Source organism: Lysinibacillus sp. NPDC056959 (genome assembly GCF_042674095.1).
Taxonomy (GTDB): domain Bacteria; phylum Bacillota; class Bacilli; order Bacillales_A; family Planococcaceae; genus Lysinibacillus; species Lysinibacillus zambalensis.
Map to the genome: position 1 here is coordinate 150,448 of NZ_JBHURE010000006.1, position 16,997 is coordinate 167,444.

A 16,997-nucleotide genomic window follows, 5' to 3' on the forward strand; every position below is an offset into this window, starting at 1 on the left:
AAAAGGAACTCCTGTAAAATATTTTGAAATTACAGATCAATTATGCTTCGGCATAATTGCGTCAGGAATCGGCTTTGTGCTTGCACAAAGAACTCCTTTCCGATCCCGTGACAACCGCCGGAGGCTTTAACTTTTTTCAGCTGGTGTTGAACATCTGTTGAAAAGTAGCTTAAATCTTAATTCAACTCACCACCTTTAGAGGGGAGTCTTCAGCTGAAAGAAGTTAAATTCGATGATAAAGAGAGTAGTTTATGGAGTTACTGGAAAGCGAATTAGGGATGGTGTGAGCCTAATGCAGGAGCTATAAATGAAACGCACTTTGGAGAAGGTTCTCGAATTAGTAGTAGAGAATATCGGGGAGTCACCCCGTTAACAATGGAAAGTGGTCATATTATATGGCAACTAGAGTGGTACCACGGGATAATTATGCTCTCGTCTCTATTTTAGAGACGAGGGCTTTTTTTATCTTCATTTAGTATGAATTGTGCGCGCACAATTCAAAATCCGGACACTTTGTTTGTCTACAAGAAAACGGGAGGAGAATGAATATGAATACACAAATTGCAAAAAGTATAGCTGTGGCATTAAATAATGTGCTGTCAGTTATTGAAATTCAAAATTTACTGGAGAAACCAAAAAAATTAGAATTAGGGGATTTGGCATTCCCGTGCTTTACGTTAGCCAAAAAACTAAGAAAATCCCCTCACACTATCGCGTCCGACATAAAAAATAATATAAGCTGCGATTTCATACAAGAAGTTCAAGTAGTAGGTGGTTATGTCAATATTTTTTATCATCAGCCAACGATAACTCAACTAGTTCTTTGCAAAATTGTAAAAGAGAAAAATTTATACGGGACTCAACAAGAGTCAAAAGGGAATATAGTGCTAGATTTTTCTTCACCTAATATAGCGAAGCCTTTTTCTATGGGCCATTTACGTTCAACAGTGATCGGTAATGCTTTGGCTAATATCGCCGAGAAAAACGGCTACAAAGCAATTCGCATTAATCATTTGGGTGACTGGGGAACGCAATTTGGTAAATTAATCGTCGCTTATCAAAAATGGGGAGATCAAAAGACGATTGAAGTTGCCCCAATAGAGGAACTACTGAAAATTTATGTAAAATTCCATGAAGAAGCGGAGCAGGATGATTCACTGAATGAACAGGCACGTACTGCATTTAAAGCATTAGAAGATGGGGATGAAAAGACGTTAGCTCTTTGGCAATGGTTTAGAGATGCATCACTCGAAGAATTCAAAAACATTTACGAATTGCTTGGAATTGGCTTTGATTCATTCGCTGGAGAAGCGTTCTATAATGACAAAATGGCTGCTGTTGTTAAGGAATTGGAAGAAAAAGAACTGCTTGTGAAATCCGAGGGTGCTCATGTCGTTGAAATAGACAATATGCCTCCATGCTTAATAACCAAAACTGATGGTGCTACGCTTTACGCTACACGTGATTTAGCAGCTGCTTTTTATCGTAAACAACAATATGACCCTAAAAAATCATTTTATGTTGTAGGGCATGAACAGTCACTTCATTTTAGCCAATTATTTAAGGTCATAGAAAAGATGGGGTATGATTGGGCAAAAGACTTGCAGCATGTACCTTTTGGGATGATTTTAAAAGAGGGTAAAAAAATGTCGACGCGTAAAGGAAAGATCGTTCTATTAACAGATGTACTAACAGAAGCAATTGCTACGGCGAAGCGAAATATCGAGGAAAAAAATCCAAATCTAATGCATAAAGAGAGTATCGCACAACAGGTTGGTGTAGGAGCGGTCATTTTTAATGATTTGAAAAATGATCGTCTTCATGATATTGAGTTTTCTATTGAGCACATGATGAATTTTGAAGGTGAAACAGGGCCATATATTCAATATACGTATGCACGTATCGCATCTCTTTTGGCAAAAGCAGATGCACAAAGTTATGAAGTATCACTCGAACCATTAGGTGAGCAAGCATGGCCTGTTATTTTATTACTCGAACAGTTTCCGAAAGTAATTGCTAACGCCTTTGAACTAGCAGATCCATCACAAATTGCTAAATACGCTTTACAATTAGCGCGTCAATTTAATAAATATTATGCGCAAAATAAAGTATTGGTCAATGACAGCCAAATAAAATTAAGATTAGCATTTTGTCTATGTGTATCCATTGTGTTAAAAGAGTCGTTGGCATTATTAGGCATTGCCGCACCTAAAAATATGTAAGTATGATTAGTGTGTCTACAACATCGTGCTAGCTATATCTTGCAACTAGTAATAGCTGTGGAAATTGACCGTTACTAGAAAAAATGGTAAAAGAGTATAGTGAGAATTCAAAGGTCTTATCAAATTTCGTTGAATTTTTAACCGCATAATTAGAGAGAAGGTTTTTAGAAAGTATGGAGAAAAAGCAAAGGCGTGTTTCCATGGTACTTGTGGTTGTTTGTATTTTCTTAGTTGCGCTCAATATGCGCCCAGCAGTCACAGGAATAGGACCACTATTTAATGTACTTTTAGAATCACTCCATATATCAAATACGAAAATGAGCTTTTTAACATCTATTCCGGTGTTTTGTATGGGACTCTTTGCACCATTCGCAGTCCCATTACAAAGAAAACTTGGAACAAAAACAGCTATTACGCTCTTAATAATCATCCTAATAATAGCAAATGGTCTACGCTTTTTAAAAGAAAGTTATGTACTACTTGTAGTCACAAGCTTTGCGGCAGGATTTGCCATTGCACTGATAGGACCTATATTAAATGCCTATATTAAGAAAAAATTCCCGAGTCGTTTTACTACGGTGGTTGGTATTTATTCATTTGGAATAGGAACAGGTGCAACACTGAGTGCGGCACTAACATTACCATTTTATAATCATTTTCATGAGAGCTGGACGATGGCACTTGGCTCTTGGGCAATACTTGCTATTATTGCTCTATGTATATGGATCCTGACAATACAAAATCAAGAGCTACCAGAGACAGCTGTATTTACAGAAAAAGTAGCACGGAATCCGTGGAAAAATGTCCGTGCTTGGACCATTTTAATTTACTTTGGCTTACAAACATCTTTGTTCTTCTCCATGATGTCCTGGTTAGCACCGATGTTACAGGATAAAGGCTTTTCCCTTGGCGCTGCAAGTACTATGCTAACATTTATGTCTATTGTACAAATGATTGGGAATATTTTGGTCCCTATATTAATGGAAAAATGGTCGAGTCGAATCGGCTGGCTCTTCTCCTTGGGGGTCTTTGGCATTTTTGGCTTTGTGTTGCTATGGGTAGGCTCAGGGGCTTTATTATGGATTGCGGTATTCATAATAGGTATTGTCTTAAGCGGCTTATTTCCAATCGGTTTATTACTACCTTTGGATGAGGCAAGAAATGACGAGGAAGCAAATAGCTGGTCATCTATGGTGCTTTCAGGCGGCTTCATGATAAGCGCCATTATCCCTATACTGATTGGCTATTGCTATGATGTGACGGGTAATCATACATTTACTTATGCAATTTTTATCACTTTAATGCTAGGCATTATAGCTACTATCATTTTTCTTAAAAAAAAATAATGTGGAAACATGCGCAAATGTACGCGCATGTTTTTTTTGCTGTTTTCGTGATTGATTTTGCCAAATAGGAACTATTGTTCTATAATGTGGAAGGAGTAAAATGGAGGTATATTTTATGAGACCTAAACTAACGAAAGATATAAGTGTAGATAATTTTAACGATTTTTATTGGTTAAAGGAAGAATTGCAATCTTTTTGTAGAAAAAACGGAATAAGTGCTTCTGGTTCTAAAATAGAGATTGCCAATAGGATTGAAACATTTCTACAGACAGGGGAGATTAAGAAGCCTGTCAGAAAATCAAAAGCGAAAAAAATAGAACAGCAAGTAGACTTACGTCTTGATACAGTCATTACCGAAAGTCATCGTTGTAGTCAAAATGTAAGGGCGTTTTTTAAGACAGTACTCCCAAAATTTCATTTTTCAACCTATATCCAAAACTATTTTAAAAACAATGTCGGAAAAACTTATCGTGATGTCGTAGATGCTTGGAATAAAGAGGAGGAACGAAAGAAAGACCCTTCATACAAGAAAAACATTGCACCCCAATTTGAATATAATCAATTCATCCGTGATTTTTTTTCTGACCCGGAAAACCAAGGGAAAAGTCGTGAAGAAGCGATTGAAGCATGGAATACAATCAAGAAACTACCTGGAAACAATAAATATAAAACTTAATAATTAGTTTACGGTGTTCAGTATATGGAATGATACATAATTTTTTAAGAGAAGCCTACCATTTATTTTCTAGATGGGGACTGGGACCACCGTGTAAATAAAGTAATAGCGGGTTATCATAGTTAGTACCAGAATGAAAGATCGGCACCATTAAACAAGACAAATTCCTCAATAGTAATTAACTTCTCGGATTTATTGTAATCGACCATTCTCCCTAATTATGATTACTTCATCTTTCAAACTATTTAAAGATATTCAACTGAAACGTCATTTTGGTTTTAATCCATATCTAATTGAGGTGTCTTCTTCAAAACCACCTTTACATCAACATAAAAACGATATAACTTCTTTTAAGACACACTACATTGTCTCCGATTCACTCGTCGAAAAACCTTTAAATAGATCTACTAAAAATAAATTCTTTTTTCAGCTACCTTGAACTCAACATGTCTTCCAAGCTCAGTAATTGAAGCGGGGAGGCATCTTTTTTTATATCAATTTAACTGCAAACGATAAGTTATTTTCTATAGCAAAGATAATAAAGAGTCGTTTTTTATAGGTAGAACGAATTGAACATAGGACAAGAGCCTAATTTTATTATTACATTTAAAATAATAATATTATTATGTAAACTTGAAACGTAGCGTAACCTTGTTTATGATAGAATAGAAAGATGTTTAACTTACTTTCAGTAATGAAACTTGCCACCTCTATAGGTGATGAGATGAATACGGGTTGAAGTTATTTTTCAGCACGTCCACTGAAAGAAGTTAAAGCCTTCGGACGCAATTATGCCAAGGCATAGTTGAATGATAGAAAGTTTTGGTGAACGTATGTGGAAAAAGATGCTCATTCTTGGAGCGACAACTTTACTTTTAACCGGCTGTGGCAATGAAACATTGGCAGAGGTAGTTCAAAGTAAAAAGAGTGATGTGAAATCGGAAAAGGCTGTGACGAAGCAGCAAGAAAAAATTGTTCCGGAAGTAAAAGTAGTTGGGGAGAACGGAATCGGTGCAGGGATTATTGTAAAAAAAGAGGATGGTAAACTTTATATTGTGACAAATGGGGCGCTCGTCGCTTCAAAGCCAACTGCGCTTGTACAATTTAACAATGATAAACTGAAGGAAGCCAAAGTTCACTATTTATCGACAGCTTATAATATAGCCATTTTAGAAGTTTCCTATAACGTATCGGTAAAGGTACCGACCGTTTATAATGAGGAATTAGATCAGTTAGCTGTTTATGTCGATAGTTTACCACACACTATTCAAAAATATAGTGACAGTGTAGCAGCTTATTACATAGATGCAAATCAAAATACACGTATAGGGAGTCCTGTTCTAGAAGCAGAGAATGGCAAACTTGTGGGCATCTATTTTAAACGTAAGGAAAACGGTGGATCACAGCCGTATATATTGCCATTTAAAGATATTGTGATGTTATTGGATGAATGGTGTGAAGGTGGCATGAAGCCAAGTAATAGACTAACTCAAGCCAAAAACTTGTATCCGTATATAGAACAGGGTAATAAGGAAGCCGTCCAGCAAGCAATTGATCAATATGGAAAGAACATTTTTGCTTTTAATACCGATGAAATAAAGCTATTTTTAGATACATTTCATAAGCAATTAAGAGCAGCTGTTGAGGTTCAAGATGCAAGTGTCATGAATTCTTTCGTAGGGTCAAACGATTTACAAAGCACCCTGGATAATATGGTTGCCTATTACGCTTCCAAAAAAGCGCAAATATATTTTTCCGATACGACGATAAAAAATATCAGCATGGAAGGACAAAATATTATTGTTCGTGCCAAAACAGAATATGTCCTAACAAATTCTGCTGGCCAAGAGGCACTTGCAAACTCTATGATGGTATATGAAATAAATAAAAATGAACAGGGCGAGTATAAGCTTATTCGTCTAACAACTGAGGAGTGAAAAGTTGGATGGAGCAAGCAAGACAAATGCTACAACATCATTTTGGCTATGATTCATTTCGCGATGGACAAGAACCAATTATTGAACAAACATTACGAGGTCAATCAAGTCTTTGTGTGATGCCAACTGGCGGAGGTAAATCAATTTGCTATCAAATTCCGGCGCTCATGCTAGATGGCCTTACAGTCGTCATATCCCCTTTGATTTCTTTGATGCAAGATCAGGTAGAAGCATTACGTGCTGCAAATATTCCAGCGGCGTATATTAATAGTACATTAACCGTGCAAGAAGTGAATGAAACGATCCAGCTCGCTAGTGCGGGTTATTTAAAGCTTCTTTATATAGCGCCAGAGCGATTAGAAAGTGCAAGTTTTTTACAAGTATTATCGAATTTATCTGTACCTTTGATTGCTGTGGATGAAGCACACTGTATATCTCAGTGGGGGCATGATTTTAGACCAAGCTACCGAGCAATCCAAAAATTTTTTACGTTGTGGCCGCAAAAGCCAACTGTCTTAGCACTTACTGCCACAGCTACACCAGCTGTTTGTGATGATATTAGACAATTATTAGACATTGACGAGCAATCAACTGTCATTACTGGTTTTTCACGCGACAATTTATCATTTTCTGTGTTAATCGGTGAAAACAAAGAGCGCTACATTAAAAATTACTTAATGAAAAATAAAAATGAAGCGGGCATTATTTATGCGGCTACACGAAAGGCTGTAGACGCGATCTATGAGCTGTTAAGTCGTTCGGGCGAAGCTGTTGCAAAATACCATGCGGGATTATCAGAGGACATGCGTATGTCAGAGCAAGAGCGCTTTTTAAAAGATGAGGCGCGCATTATGGTAGCTACCAATGCATTTGGAATGGGTATTGATAAGAGTAATGTACGCTTTGTTATTCATTATCAAATGCCACGCAATATGGAAAGCTATTATCAGGAAGCCGGACGTGCAGGGCGTGATGGATTACCAAGTGCTTGTATTTTACTGTATGCATCAGGTGATGTTCAAACACAGCGCTTTTTAATTGAACAGACGCAGGATGAAACACGGATTGCACAGGAATTAGGAAAGCTGCAAACGATGGTGGATTATTGCCATACAGAAGGCTGTTTACAAAATGCCATCTTAACGTATTTTGGCGAAGTACCAGGGGAGCCTTGTAGTCGTTGTAGTAACTGTAATGATGGACGAGAAGTGAAAGATGTGACGGTAGATGCACAAAAGGTGTTAGCCTGCGTCGTAAGGATGGGGCAAAAATTCGGTAAGACGATGGTAGCCCAAGTATTAATTGGCTCCAAAAATCAAAAGGTCACTGAATTTGGCTTTGCAAGGCTGTCTACCTATGGCATTTTAAAAGGACAATATTCCTCAAAGGATGTCTCAACCTTTATTGAGTTTTTAATTGCTGAGGGCGTTCTTGCCGTTAAACATGGCACGTTTCCAACCATTTATGTTTCAGAGGAAGGCAAAGAAGTTCTACTCGGAAATCAACAAGTCATGAGAAAAGAAGCTGTTACTGTGCGTAAGCTTGTAGACAATGATCCGTTATTTGAGCATTTACGATTATTACGTAAAGAGATCGCAGATGAGGAAAAGGTACCACCATTTGTTGTGTTCTCTGATAAAACATTACGTGATTTATGTGACAAAAAACCAAATGAGCTAGAAGATTTACGACATGTTAGCGGTATTGGTGAAGTAAAATTCGAAAAATATGGCGAGCGGTTCTTCGAGGCACTGCAGTCTTTTTTGAAAACAGTTTAAAGAGAAAAAAGGGAAGTGCTTAATTCAACAGAATTAGGCACTTCCATTTTATTTGCAAAGTATTACAACCTGTTATTTCTCCCAAAGCTCGATTAGTCGACCTTCAGGATCTTTAATCCAAATAAACTTTCCAAATTCACTTATTTCTTTTTCCTTCTCAAGTGGAACACCAATTTGTTCGAGATGCTTAATTGTTTCGTCTATATCATGTACTTGGAAATTTAACATTACTTGTTGTTCAGTTGGAAAATAACTGTCATCTTCGCTAAAGAAAGAAAAGATCGTCTCATTTCCTAATTGAGGTTTAATCACAGCCCCATTCCAATTTTCCATTTCAATCTTCAACACGTCACTGTACCATTTTTTTACTACATCAAGATTGTTAGTTCTCCAAAATATTCCCCCGAAACCTTTTATCATCGTATTTAGCTCCTGTCTGACTTTAAAATTTTTCGTTTTTCGAATTTAGGTTTAGTTCCTTCTTCACTATACCGCTTGAATTGTTTAAGTACAATTTTTCATAATATCAATTTCAGCATAAATATCCATTAAATAAATTACCATAAAGAATAACTAAAGAGGTGAATTGTCAAACCTACAGTAACAAAATAAAAAACCCGGAATTAATATTCCGGGCTTGATTCTCACTTACTTATAGTGCTCCATGACACACTGCCTCGCTTCCGCATTGATCTTAAATTTTTAAGACAACTGTGCTTTAGCTTCATTCAGCTTTGATGGTCCTTCTGAGTTACCGGTCAGCCCCACTCATCGGGTTAACCCTCCTTGTCATTGGATTTGAAAGTGAAATCTTAAATAGTATAGACCGATCATTATTTTTTATACACGTTTTTAAAAAGGAATAAAATCCAACGGCTATATTTATACTCCCGCATAAATGCGTCCTGAATTACCTTAGAGCCGCATATGTTTTTTTGCGTGAAAGCGAAGCGATAGAGCGACAGCAACAACATGTCTTCGTCTGTGCGAAAGCGAAGCGACAGCAACAACATGTCTTCGTCTGTGCGAAAGCGAAGCGACAGCAACAACATGTTTTCGTCTGTGCGAAAGTGAAGCGCCAGTAAACAACGTTTTGTCAGTTAGCTGTTATCGTAAGAAGAATAACTAAAGAGGGGATAAAACAAAAAAATAACCCGGAATATACATATTCCGGGCTTGATTCACTTACTTATAGTGCTCCATGACACACTGCCTCGCTTCCGCATTGATCTTAAAATTTTTAAGAAACTGTGCTTTAGCTTCATTCAGCTTTGATGGTCCTTCTGAGTTACCGGTCAGCCCCACTCATCGGGTTAACCCTCCTTGTCATTGGATTTGAAAGTGAAATCTTAAATAGTATAGACCGATCATTATTTTTTATACACGTAAACAAAAAAGAATAAATCCATTTCGAAAACGGCTAAACCTTGAGTTAAATAGGGGATTTGTCAATCAAAATGGAATTCCATAAAAATTATTTCACCCAATGCTCAGTGATGAACTGATCTCGGCCAGAAAGTGCTCGGTCTTTCTGATAATGCTCCGACTCTTTTTTATAAAAGTCCTGATGATAATCTTCTGCAGGGTAGAAGTATTTAGCAACGCGAATTGTGGTTACAATAGGTTTATCAAAGCGACCACTGTTTGCTAGCTTTTCCTTAGAGGCTTCTGCAATGCGTTTTTGTTCATCTGAATAAGTAAAGATAGCAGTCGTATATGATTCACCACGGTCATGGAATTGACCAAAAGCATCTGTAGGGTCTATTTGCATCCAGTAAATATCAAGTAGCTGCTCATAACTAAAAACGTTAGGGTCAAATTCAATTTCGACTACTTCTAAATGCCCAGAAGTACCTTTTTTGACATCCTCATAAGTAGGATTGTCTATATGGCCACCCATGTAGCCAGAAGTGACCTTATGTATACCATCCCATTCAACAAATGGCTTTACCATGCACCAAAAACAACCGCCAGCAAACGTAGCTTTCTCGATCATGTTCATCATCCTTTCTGTCGTGAAAATATTATAGCATTATTTGGTTCATTCCTGGCAAAAAGGGTGTAAAATAACCTTTAAATAGTTATTGAAAGGATTCGCAACATACTATAAAATGAACCTTTCTTAGATTGAATCGTTACATTACTATAAAAAATAGAGGAGTTAACAGTTATGGAAGAGCAAGATTATTCAAGACGCTCGCAGCGCCCACAAAAACGCCGCTTGCGTAAAGGGCGAGCATTGTTCACATTGTTATTACTTTTTGTCATCGTGATTGCAGGTTATTCCGTTATGCAATATCGGAGTGGACTGAAATTGGCAAGTGATACAAAGGTAGCCCAAGAGGCTTTCAAGGGCGATACAGTAAATGGCGATGTGGAAAACTATTTATTATTAGGGATCGATACTCGTGGTGAAGAAAAATCACGTACAGATACAATGATGGTATTATCGTGGAATAAGAAAACAAATGATATGAAGCTCGTGTCACTTATGCGAGATATTTATGCAGAAATTCCTGGTTATAAATCCTATAAGCTTAACACGGCCTACTATTTAGACGGTGTTCAATTATTAAAAGATACGATTACCAATATGTTTGGCCTCCCGATTCATCATTATGCCATTATTGATTTTAAAAATTTCGAATCACTTGTAGATATTTTAGCGCCAAATGGTGTTGAAATCGATGTAGATAAAGATATGTCTGAAAATATCGGGGTTTCATTAAAACAAGGTGTTCATAACTTAAACGGTCAAGAATTACTTGGCTTTGCCCGATTCCGTCACGATGCTGAAGGGGATTTTGGTCGAGTAGCACGTCAGCAAAAGGTGATTGAAGCCTTAAAAAATGAAGTTTTATCACCTCAAAATATGATGAACTTACCAAAATTCGTTGGAGCAGCGCAAGGATATATAACGACGGACTATTCATCAGCAGAAGAGGTTCAACAAGTGCTGAAAATGGTGTCGAAAGGTAAAGTCAGTATAGAAAAAGCAACAGTTCCAATTGAAGGTAGTTATAATTTCCAAAGCTTTAGAGGTGTCGGGGATTCAATTGTTATGGATGTGGAGAAAAACAAAGAATTTTTACGTAAATTTTTAGGAATTCCTTTAGAGTGATTTTTCGCAAAATCCAACATCATCTTGTAAAATAAGGATATAGGATTGATATTGGGGTGATTAGATGGAAAAAGACAGATCAGATGAGCGTTCAAATTTCTTTTCAACGAAGTTTATTCGCTTTATCGGTGGTAAAAACTTATTTTTTACACTGATTGTATTATTATTATTAGCATGCGTTATTTTTATGTTCCAAAAAGTTTCCTTTATATTTACCCCGTTAAAAGTTTTATTTGAGGTAGTTATTCTACCAGGGGTATTAGCCATTATTGGGTATTATTTACTTCGTCCAATATTGGGGCTTTTCGAAAGATGGCGGATCCCAAGGGTTTGGGGTATCTTTCTTCTATATATCATTCTGATCGGCATCATTACGTTATTAGTAGTACTTGTCTATCCGTTTTTACGAGACCAGTTTACTAATTTAGCACAGGAATTCCCGGGATATTTTATGGCATTTACACAAAATATCGCTGAGTTTCTCAATAATGCACGACTCAACGAGTACTTAGATAAAGTTAATTTAAATTATGATTCAATGGTAGAGAATTTTACTACAGATATGGTGGACACGGTAAAAGATACGGCTGCGAATTTAGCGCAAGGTGTAGCATCTGGAATTACTGGATTCGTATCAGCGTTAACTGGAATTGTTCTATCATTAGTGACGGTTCCATTTATATTATTTTACTTACTTAAAGATGGTAAAAAACTACCTAGTTTTATTATAAAAATTTGTCCGCCACGTATGCGTAAAGAAGTAACAGAAATCTTACAAGACATGGACAAGCAAATTAGTTCCTACATTCAAGGACAAATTTTAGTGTCCATGTGCATAGGTGCAATGGTGACTATCGGATTTTTAATTATCGGTATGAAATATGCCTTATTGCTTGGCTTCCTTGCTATGATTACGAGCGTGGTTCCATACTTAGGGCCTGTTATCGCCATTACGCCAGCGGTCATTATCGCTCTTGTTACATCGCCATTCATGCTTATTAAACTAGCCATTGTATGGACGGTTGTACAGCTCATTGAAGGGAAATTTATTTCTCCACAAATTATGGGTAAATCACTGAGTATCCATCCAATTACAATTATTTTCGTGTTATTAACGGCTGGTTCTTTATTTGGCGTACCAGGTGTCATTTTAGGGATTCCGGGTTATGCCATTTTAAAAGTGCTAGTAACACATTTATTTAAACTATATAAACAGCGTTATAATCGTTATACGGATGATATGCATCAAAAATATGATGTATAAGAAGAGACAGCTACTGCGAACGTGCAGTAGCTGTTTTTTATAAGGCTAGATATATACGTATGAGCACGAAAGAACAAAACGAGCAGCGACAATTTCGAATAATGCTGGAACTAAGGCCAGAGACCCGCTATATATTTGTCGGTAAGGCAAGTGGGAAAATAATTATCGCCTGCAGTATTTAGTAATAAAAATTACTGGACTATTCGTTCCGGAAATATTATATTATTGTTATTGAAAGGAGGAATTTACCATCGGACGTTCAAAAGAGTTTGACAAGGAACACGTACTACATAAGGCAATGTTAGTATTTTGGGAAAAAGGCTACGATGCAACGAGTATACCGGATTTGTTAGAAGCTATGGAATTAAGCAGATCAAGTTTGTACGAAACCTTTACAGATAAACAAACACTTTATGTTGAGGCAATTCACCATTACAAAAAATTCAATCAAAATAAACGCAATTTCTTGGTAAATGCGCCATCTGCGAAAGGTGGAATACGGCAGTATTTTGATCAGCATATTTCTTCTGCTTTTGATGATGATTTGCCCAAAGGATGCTTGATTACAAATGCAAGTATTGGTTTGGATTCACCGGATGAACAACTACGTAAATTGATACGAGACAGCTTTGAGGAATTAGAACAGTCTTTCTATGAACTATTAAGTAAAGGACAAAAGGTGGGAGAAATCGACCCTAAGAAAGATATTAAGGCTTTATCACATTTACTGCTTAATCTTAATCACAGTATCAAAGTAGTATCAAAGGTGAATAACAACAAAAAAAATATTTATAACATGATGAATACTGTAATTGAGATGCTATAGACAATTTTTTTTACTATTACTGGAATGTTCGTTCCAGTAAATAAGAATAAGACTTTAATAAAGTGAGGGAGAGTTTTCTATGAGTTTAATCGCAAAATAAAAAATGGAGAAACCTGTTTCATCGTGGATTATACTCATTCTGGCCATAGCTTGTGGCGTGATTGTTGCTAATCTCTATTATGCGCAACCCTTAGTAGGACCCATCAGTTCTACACTAGAATTATCTTCCGGGGCAGCTGGCCTCATCGTCACGCTGACTCAAATTGGTTACGGAATCGGATTGTTATTTATCGTTCCTTTGGGAGATATCCTGGAAAATAGAAAACTAGTTGTTACTTTATTGCTCTTCACTGCAGTCGTGTTGGCGATTGCTGCGGTGGTTAAAAGTGCTACGCTATTTCTTGCAACTTCACTGTTTATCGGGGTAGGCTCAGTAGCAGCTCAAGTACTAGTTTCGTATGCAGCTCATCTTTCATCCGATGCCACACGCGGCCGCAATGTGGGTAATGTTATGAGTGGTTTGTTACTTGGTATCATGCTCGCTCGTCCCATATCCAGTATTGTGGCGGAGTATATGGGTTGGCGCGCTATATTCGTCTTTTCCGCTGTAATAATTTTTGTTCTGGCTTTTGTATTAATAAAGTTACTTCCTACAAGGCAGCCATTGACAACAACACAATATCCAACACTGCTGAGATCTATGTTGCATTTACTCAAATCGACACCAGTCCTACAACGTAGAGCAATCTATCACTTTTGTGTGTTCGGAACTTTTAGTTTGTTCTGGACAACTGTTCCTATGTTATTGACTAGTCCGATTTTCAATTTTTCGCAAAAAGAAGTTGCGTTGTTCGCATTGGTAGGAGTATCTGGCGCGGTTGCAGCACCTGTGGCAGGCCATCTTGCTGATAAAGGTTGGGTTCGACCAGCTACAGGTTTAGCTTTAGCTTTAGTTATCATTTCTGTCATTCTACCCCTTATGATCCAAAGCGGCTCAACATTAGCATTAGTAATATTGGTAGTTTCGGCCATTCTTTTAGACATGGGGGTTTCTGCTAATCTAGTCCTTGGTCAACGCGCTATTTTCTCATTGGGAGCAGAGTTTCGAAGCCGACTTAATGGTTTATACATGGCCATTTTTTTTGGTGGCGGTGCAATAGGTTCTGCGACAGGAGGATGGGCATACGCCATGTTTGGCTGGAAAGCAGCATTATTGATTGGAATAGCTTTACCGACCATTGCGGCGATTTATTACGCGACCGAGAAAAAGTAATGGATAGTTGAAAAAATGATGCTACACAATAAAAATGGGTACGTGGCAAGCTATATATCATTATTCGTAGCGATTATTTCATGTTTAACTTGTTTAGAAGAAGGTAGGACTTGTTGTTGCTTATGAAGTTTATTTTTGCGTTCTCGTTTCTAGAAGAGATTGAAGCTACCTAATTGCCACTAGATAGGAGATGGGGAATTGTTATTTTTCGAAGGGGAAAACATACAAAATATTATATTTCAATCTTGGTCGATAGAATCAAGTTCTAAGTGGACTATTGCAAGGCTATTCGTCGTATCCTGATTCATTATTAAAATCAATAAAATTATGACTTAAAATACATCCATGCCTTTTACTGACATCATGACTCACATTTACAATAGGAGGATTTATAGAAAAGCAATTATAGAATTAATAAATGATTCCAAGTAAATCACCCTAGACAACCTAGATTTTAAACAGTAATATTAGATGTTGATCAAATTTGATAGCGTAGAATAAATAGAAAAGGTGTTATTTTTGAAAATCAATAAAAAATTCGAACCATTAATTTTTAGTATCTTTATGATTTTAGGTATATCCTGTATTATCTCTTTCGTTATGACTTCAATGAATGTTGGATATACAGCTTTTTTCCTTAAATCATGGATGAGAGCATGGGGGATTGCTTTTGTAGTTGCATTTTTAGCTTCTAACTTACTACCTTTCGTAGTTAAAAGAATAATGAGAATATTTATATTTGTTGAGAATAAAGCTTAATAAAAAAGTGAAATACTACGTCGGATATAGTACCAGGTATACTGTACAACCCCCATTAGTCGCCCCAATCCTTGAAAAGAACAACATATGCGTGTAAATCGGTTCCACGTATCAATTTCTTTTATGCTACTTTCATAGATCTGCACAAATTGTTGATCCATGAAAGTCTGCTTATTCTTTCTCTCCCAACATATTAAAAACAATTTATCTATTGTTCGAATAAAAAATAAAGTGTATGAGAATAGCTTTATAGAGTATGAACAAGAAAAAATTCTTTTAAAAAAGTATGATAAATGTTGCTATATAAGCTTTCTACAAGAAAATCCCTCTATTTTGAACGACATCGGTAAGAAAGATATGCTGAAGCAGTATCTATTCAATTTAAATCTGCTGTAAAATAGGAGAGAGAAGTTGTTTATGGATATTTGTAGAAAGAGGTGTTTTATGAAAAAGGTGTTATTAACAATCGGAATAATCATTTTCCTTGTTGGAGCATTCGTATTTTACAACAAACTTTATCTCCCTCCACTCCCAATAGAAAATATAAGTAAAAAGACAGTTATAGAAAAAATAAAGGATTCCAAGATACAAATGGTTAAATTGTCGAGCGAAAATGGTCAAGAATGGTATGTAATCAAGGAAAGAGATACATCTGTAGCTGATGAAATGATTAGAGAAATGCTTGATCAAAATGGATGGACTTTTAAACAAAAGGAGGGGAATGGACTCTTCTTTGAAAGACATGGCGAAAACTTGATTGTGTCGACACAAATGTGGACTGGAGACTATGTGTTAGTGAAAATTCCCGCCAAGTTTAACGAATGAGAGCTTCATGAAATAAAGGAGAACTTTATAGGATATATAAAGGATTCAAGCTAAGGCACAATGCTACAGTTTTTCTCTTTTAGATGATTTAACCAAAATATTAGTTCTCCTGAAAGGGGTAGCGTCAGGAAAATGCGGATTTAAAACGATAAAGAAGTTCCAAATTAAAAAGCCCAATTTCTCTGCAAAACAAAATAGAGAAAGTGAGCTTTTCAGTTACTTCATTATTTTATTCAAACTAATATAAAACTGCTAAGTTGATTTTTTAGCTCAGCTATTTATTGAATTCATTAACTGGAAGAAGTATTCAGGTTTATGAGTCTTATTTAGGTTATACCATGAATGTAATGTGTCGGGTGCAAATACATCTAATTTTTTCAGTACTTCCATCGTAAATTCTAGAGGTGCTACTCCTGATGCAGTAATCAAATTCTCACCAGATACCGCAGGTCTCATCTCATAAAATTTTTCTCCTTTATAATTAGGACAGACCATTTTAATATACTCTAAGTCATTGCTTGTGTGTTTTCTAGAATCTAAGTATCCCATATTCGCAAGGGCCTCAGTTGCACCACAAATTGCAGCAACAATAGTACCAAGCTTTAAAGCTTCGCCAATTTTTTTTAAGATAGGTTGATGAATATCTTCTCTCCAAGTAGTCCCTCCAGGTAAGACTAAAAGATCTTTACCCTCAAGTGTACATTCATCAATAGAAATATCTGGTTTTATGCTCAGTCCTCCCATCGTAGTAATCATTTCTTTATTAGCTCCTACTGTAACTACTTTTAAGGGTGCTAAATCTTTTTTGAAATATCTTCCTGAGTTTAATTCAGCAATTAAATATCCATATTCCCAGTCTGACATTGTATTAAAAACATAAAGATAAACTTTTTTTGTTTGCATCCAATAACACTCCAATCACAATTGATAAGCCTATTATAATATAACTTCCCTGACAGTTAACGTCAGG

The 16,997-nt window shown here is 36.4% G+C and carries 14 protein-coding genes and 1 other annotated feature; of the genes, 11 read left to right on the forward strand and 3 right to left on the reverse strand.

The window, feature by feature from the left end:
* Nucleotides 1–223: 223 nt before the first annotated feature.
* Nucleotides 224–443 (forward strand) — a binding site (T-box leader).
* Between the two features lie 105 nt (nucleotides 444–548).
* From argS to recQ, 5 genes are all read left to right on the forward strand, one after another.
* Nucleotides 549–2,222 (forward strand): arginine--tRNA ligase, encoded by a 1,674-nt coding sequence (argS, locus tag ACFTQ7_RS09940; RefSeq protein WP_386828379.1) that lies wholly within the window; start codon nucleotides 549–551, stop codon nucleotides 2,220–2,222.
* Between the two features lie 173 nt (nucleotides 2,223–2,395).
* Nucleotides 2,396–3,568, forward strand: coding sequence for an MFS transporter (locus ACFTQ7_RS09945; protein ID WP_386828380.1), 1,173 nt, complete (start codon nucleotides 2,396–2,398; stop codon nucleotides 3,566–3,568).
* Nucleotides 3,569–3,683: 115 nt separating this feature from the next.
* Nucleotides 3,684–4,244 (forward strand): DUF6434 domain-containing protein, encoded by a 561-nt coding sequence (locus ACFTQ7_RS09950; protein ID WP_386828521.1) that lies wholly within the window; start codon nucleotides 3,684–3,686, stop codon nucleotides 4,242–4,244.
* A gap of 809 nt (nucleotides 4,245–5,053) precedes the next feature.
* The gene (locus tag ACFTQ7_RS09955) at nucleotides 5,054–6,181 is read left to right on the forward strand and encodes a TcaA NTF2-like domain-containing protein (RefSeq protein WP_386828381.1); all 1,128 of its coding nucleotides are present in this window, start codon (nucleotides 5,054–5,056) and stop codon (nucleotides 6,179–6,181) included.
* A gap of 8 nt (nucleotides 6,182–6,189) precedes the next feature.
* The gene (gene recQ, locus ACFTQ7_RS09960; protein ID WP_386828382.1) at nucleotides 6,190–7,959 is read left to right on the forward strand and encodes a DNA helicase RecQ; all 1,770 of its coding nucleotides are present in this window, start codon (nucleotides 6,190–6,192) and stop codon (nucleotides 7,957–7,959) included.
* A 72-nt stretch (nucleotides 7,960–8,031) separates the two neighbouring features.
* Here recQ and ACFTQ7_RS09965 read toward each other — a convergent pair whose 3' ends face one another.
* Together ACFTQ7_RS09965 and msrA are read right to left on the reverse strand one after the other, a co-directional pair.
* On the reverse strand, nucleotides 8,032–8,379 hold the full coding sequence (locus ACFTQ7_RS09965; RefSeq protein WP_386828383.1) for a VOC family protein: 348 nt from the start codon (nucleotides 8,377–8,379) through the stop codon (nucleotides 8,032–8,034).
* Between the two features lie 1,054 nt (nucleotides 8,380–9,433).
* Nucleotides 9,434–9,955 (reverse strand): peptide-methionine (S)-S-oxide reductase MsrA, encoded by a 522-nt coding sequence (msrA, locus tag ACFTQ7_RS09970; protein WP_386828384.1) that lies wholly within the window; start codon nucleotides 9,953–9,955, stop codon nucleotides 9,434–9,436.
* A 174-nt stretch (nucleotides 9,956–10,129) separates the two neighbouring features.
* Here msrA and ACFTQ7_RS09975 point away from each other — a divergent pair, with 174 nt between their 5' ends.
* The 6 genes from ACFTQ7_RS09975 (at nucleotide 10,130) to ACFTQ7_RS10000 (ending at nucleotide 16,027) form a co-directional block, all read left to right on the forward strand.
* The gene (locus ACFTQ7_RS09975) at nucleotides 10,130–11,080 is read left to right on the forward strand and encodes an LCP family protein (protein ID WP_386828385.1); all 951 of its coding nucleotides are present in this window, start codon (nucleotides 10,130–10,132) and stop codon (nucleotides 11,078–11,080) included.
* Nucleotides 11,081–11,144: 64 nt separating this feature from the next.
* Nucleotides 11,145–12,344, forward strand: coding sequence for an AI-2E family transporter (locus tag ACFTQ7_RS09980; RefSeq protein ID WP_386828386.1), 1,200 nt, complete (start codon nucleotides 11,145–11,147; stop codon nucleotides 12,342–12,344).
* A 298-nt stretch (nucleotides 12,345–12,642) separates the two neighbouring features.
* Nucleotides 12,643–13,170, forward strand: a complete 528-nt coding sequence (locus ACFTQ7_RS09985) for a TetR/AcrR family transcriptional regulator (RefSeq protein WP_386828387.1) — start codon at nucleotides 12,643–12,645, stop codon at nucleotides 13,168–13,170.
* 103 nt (nucleotides 13,171–13,273) lie between these two features.
* Nucleotides 13,274–14,443 carry an MFS transporter gene (locus ACFTQ7_RS09990; RefSeq protein ID WP_386828388.1) on the forward strand — a complete coding sequence of 390 codons (1,170 nt, stop codon included), beginning with the start codon at nucleotides 13,274–13,276 and terminating at the stop codon, nucleotides 14,441–14,443.
* A gap of 519 nt (nucleotides 14,444–14,962) precedes the next feature.
* Nucleotides 14,963–15,202, forward strand: coding sequence for a DUF2798 domain-containing protein (locus ACFTQ7_RS09995; RefSeq protein WP_386828389.1), 240 nt, complete (start codon nucleotides 14,963–14,965; stop codon nucleotides 15,200–15,202).
* Nucleotides 15,203–15,646: 444 nt separating this feature from the next.
* The gene (locus tag ACFTQ7_RS10000) at nucleotides 15,647–16,027 is read left to right on the forward strand and encodes a hypothetical protein (RefSeq protein WP_386828390.1); all 381 of its coding nucleotides are present in this window, start codon (nucleotides 15,647–15,649) and stop codon (nucleotides 16,025–16,027) included.
* Nucleotides 16,028–16,297: 270 nt separating this feature from the next.
* On the opposite strand, the gene ACFTQ7_RS10005 is transcribed toward ACFTQ7_RS10000, so the two are convergent.
* Nucleotides 16,298–16,930, reverse strand: coding sequence for a type 1 glutamine amidotransferase family protein (locus tag ACFTQ7_RS10005; protein WP_386828391.1), 633 nt, complete (start codon nucleotides 16,928–16,930; stop codon nucleotides 16,298–16,300).
* Nucleotides 16,931–16,997: the final 67 nt, after the last annotated feature.

Coding starts and splice junctions, on each gene's coding strand:
- ACFTQ7_RS09985 (WP_386828387.1), top strand. CDS start 12,643: ATGTTAGTATTTTGGGAAAAAGGCTACGATGCAACGAGTATACCGGAT.
- recQ (WP_386828382.1), top strand. CDS start 6,190: ATGGAGCAAGCAAGACAAATGCTACAACATCATTTTGGCTATGATTCA.
- ACFTQ7_RS09975 (WP_386828385.1), top strand. CDS start 10,130: ATGGAAGAGCAAGATTATTCAAGACGCTCGCAGCGCCCACAAAAACGC.
- ACFTQ7_RS09990 (WP_386828388.1), top strand. CDS start 13,274: ATGGAGAAACCTGTTTCATCGTGGATTATACTCATTCTGGCCATAGCT.
- ACFTQ7_RS10005 (WP_386828391.1), bottom strand. CDS start 16,930: ATGCAAACAAAAAAAGTTTATCTTTATGTTTTTAATACAATGTCAGAC.
- ACFTQ7_RS09955 (WP_386828381.1), top strand. CDS start 5,054: ATGATAGAAAGTTTTGGTGAACGTATGTGGAAAAAGATGCTCATTCTT.
- ACFTQ7_RS09965 (WP_386828383.1), bottom strand. CDS start 8,379: ATGATAAAAGGTTTCGGGGGAATATTTTGGAGAACTAACAATCTTGAT.
- ACFTQ7_RS09945 (WP_386828380.1), top strand. CDS start 2,396: ATGGAGAAAAAGCAAAGGCGTGTTTCCATGGTACTTGTGGTTGTTTGT.
- msrA (WP_386828384.1), bottom strand. CDS start 9,955: ATGATCGAGAAAGCTACGTTTGCTGGCGGTTGTTTTTGGTGCATGGTA.
- ACFTQ7_RS10000 (WP_386828390.1), top strand. CDS start 15,647: ATGAAAAAGGTGTTATTAACAATCGGAATAATCATTTTCCTTGTTGGA.
- ACFTQ7_RS09950 (WP_386828521.1), top strand. CDS start 3,684: ATGAGACCTAAACTAACGAAAGATATAAGTGTAGATAATTTTAACGAT.
- argS (WP_386828379.1), top strand. CDS start 549: ATGAATACACAAATTGCAAAAAGTATAGCTGTGGCATTAAATAATGTG.
- ACFTQ7_RS09980 (WP_386828386.1), top strand. CDS start 11,145: ATGGAAAAAGACAGATCAGATGAGCGTTCAAATTTCTTTTCAACGAAG.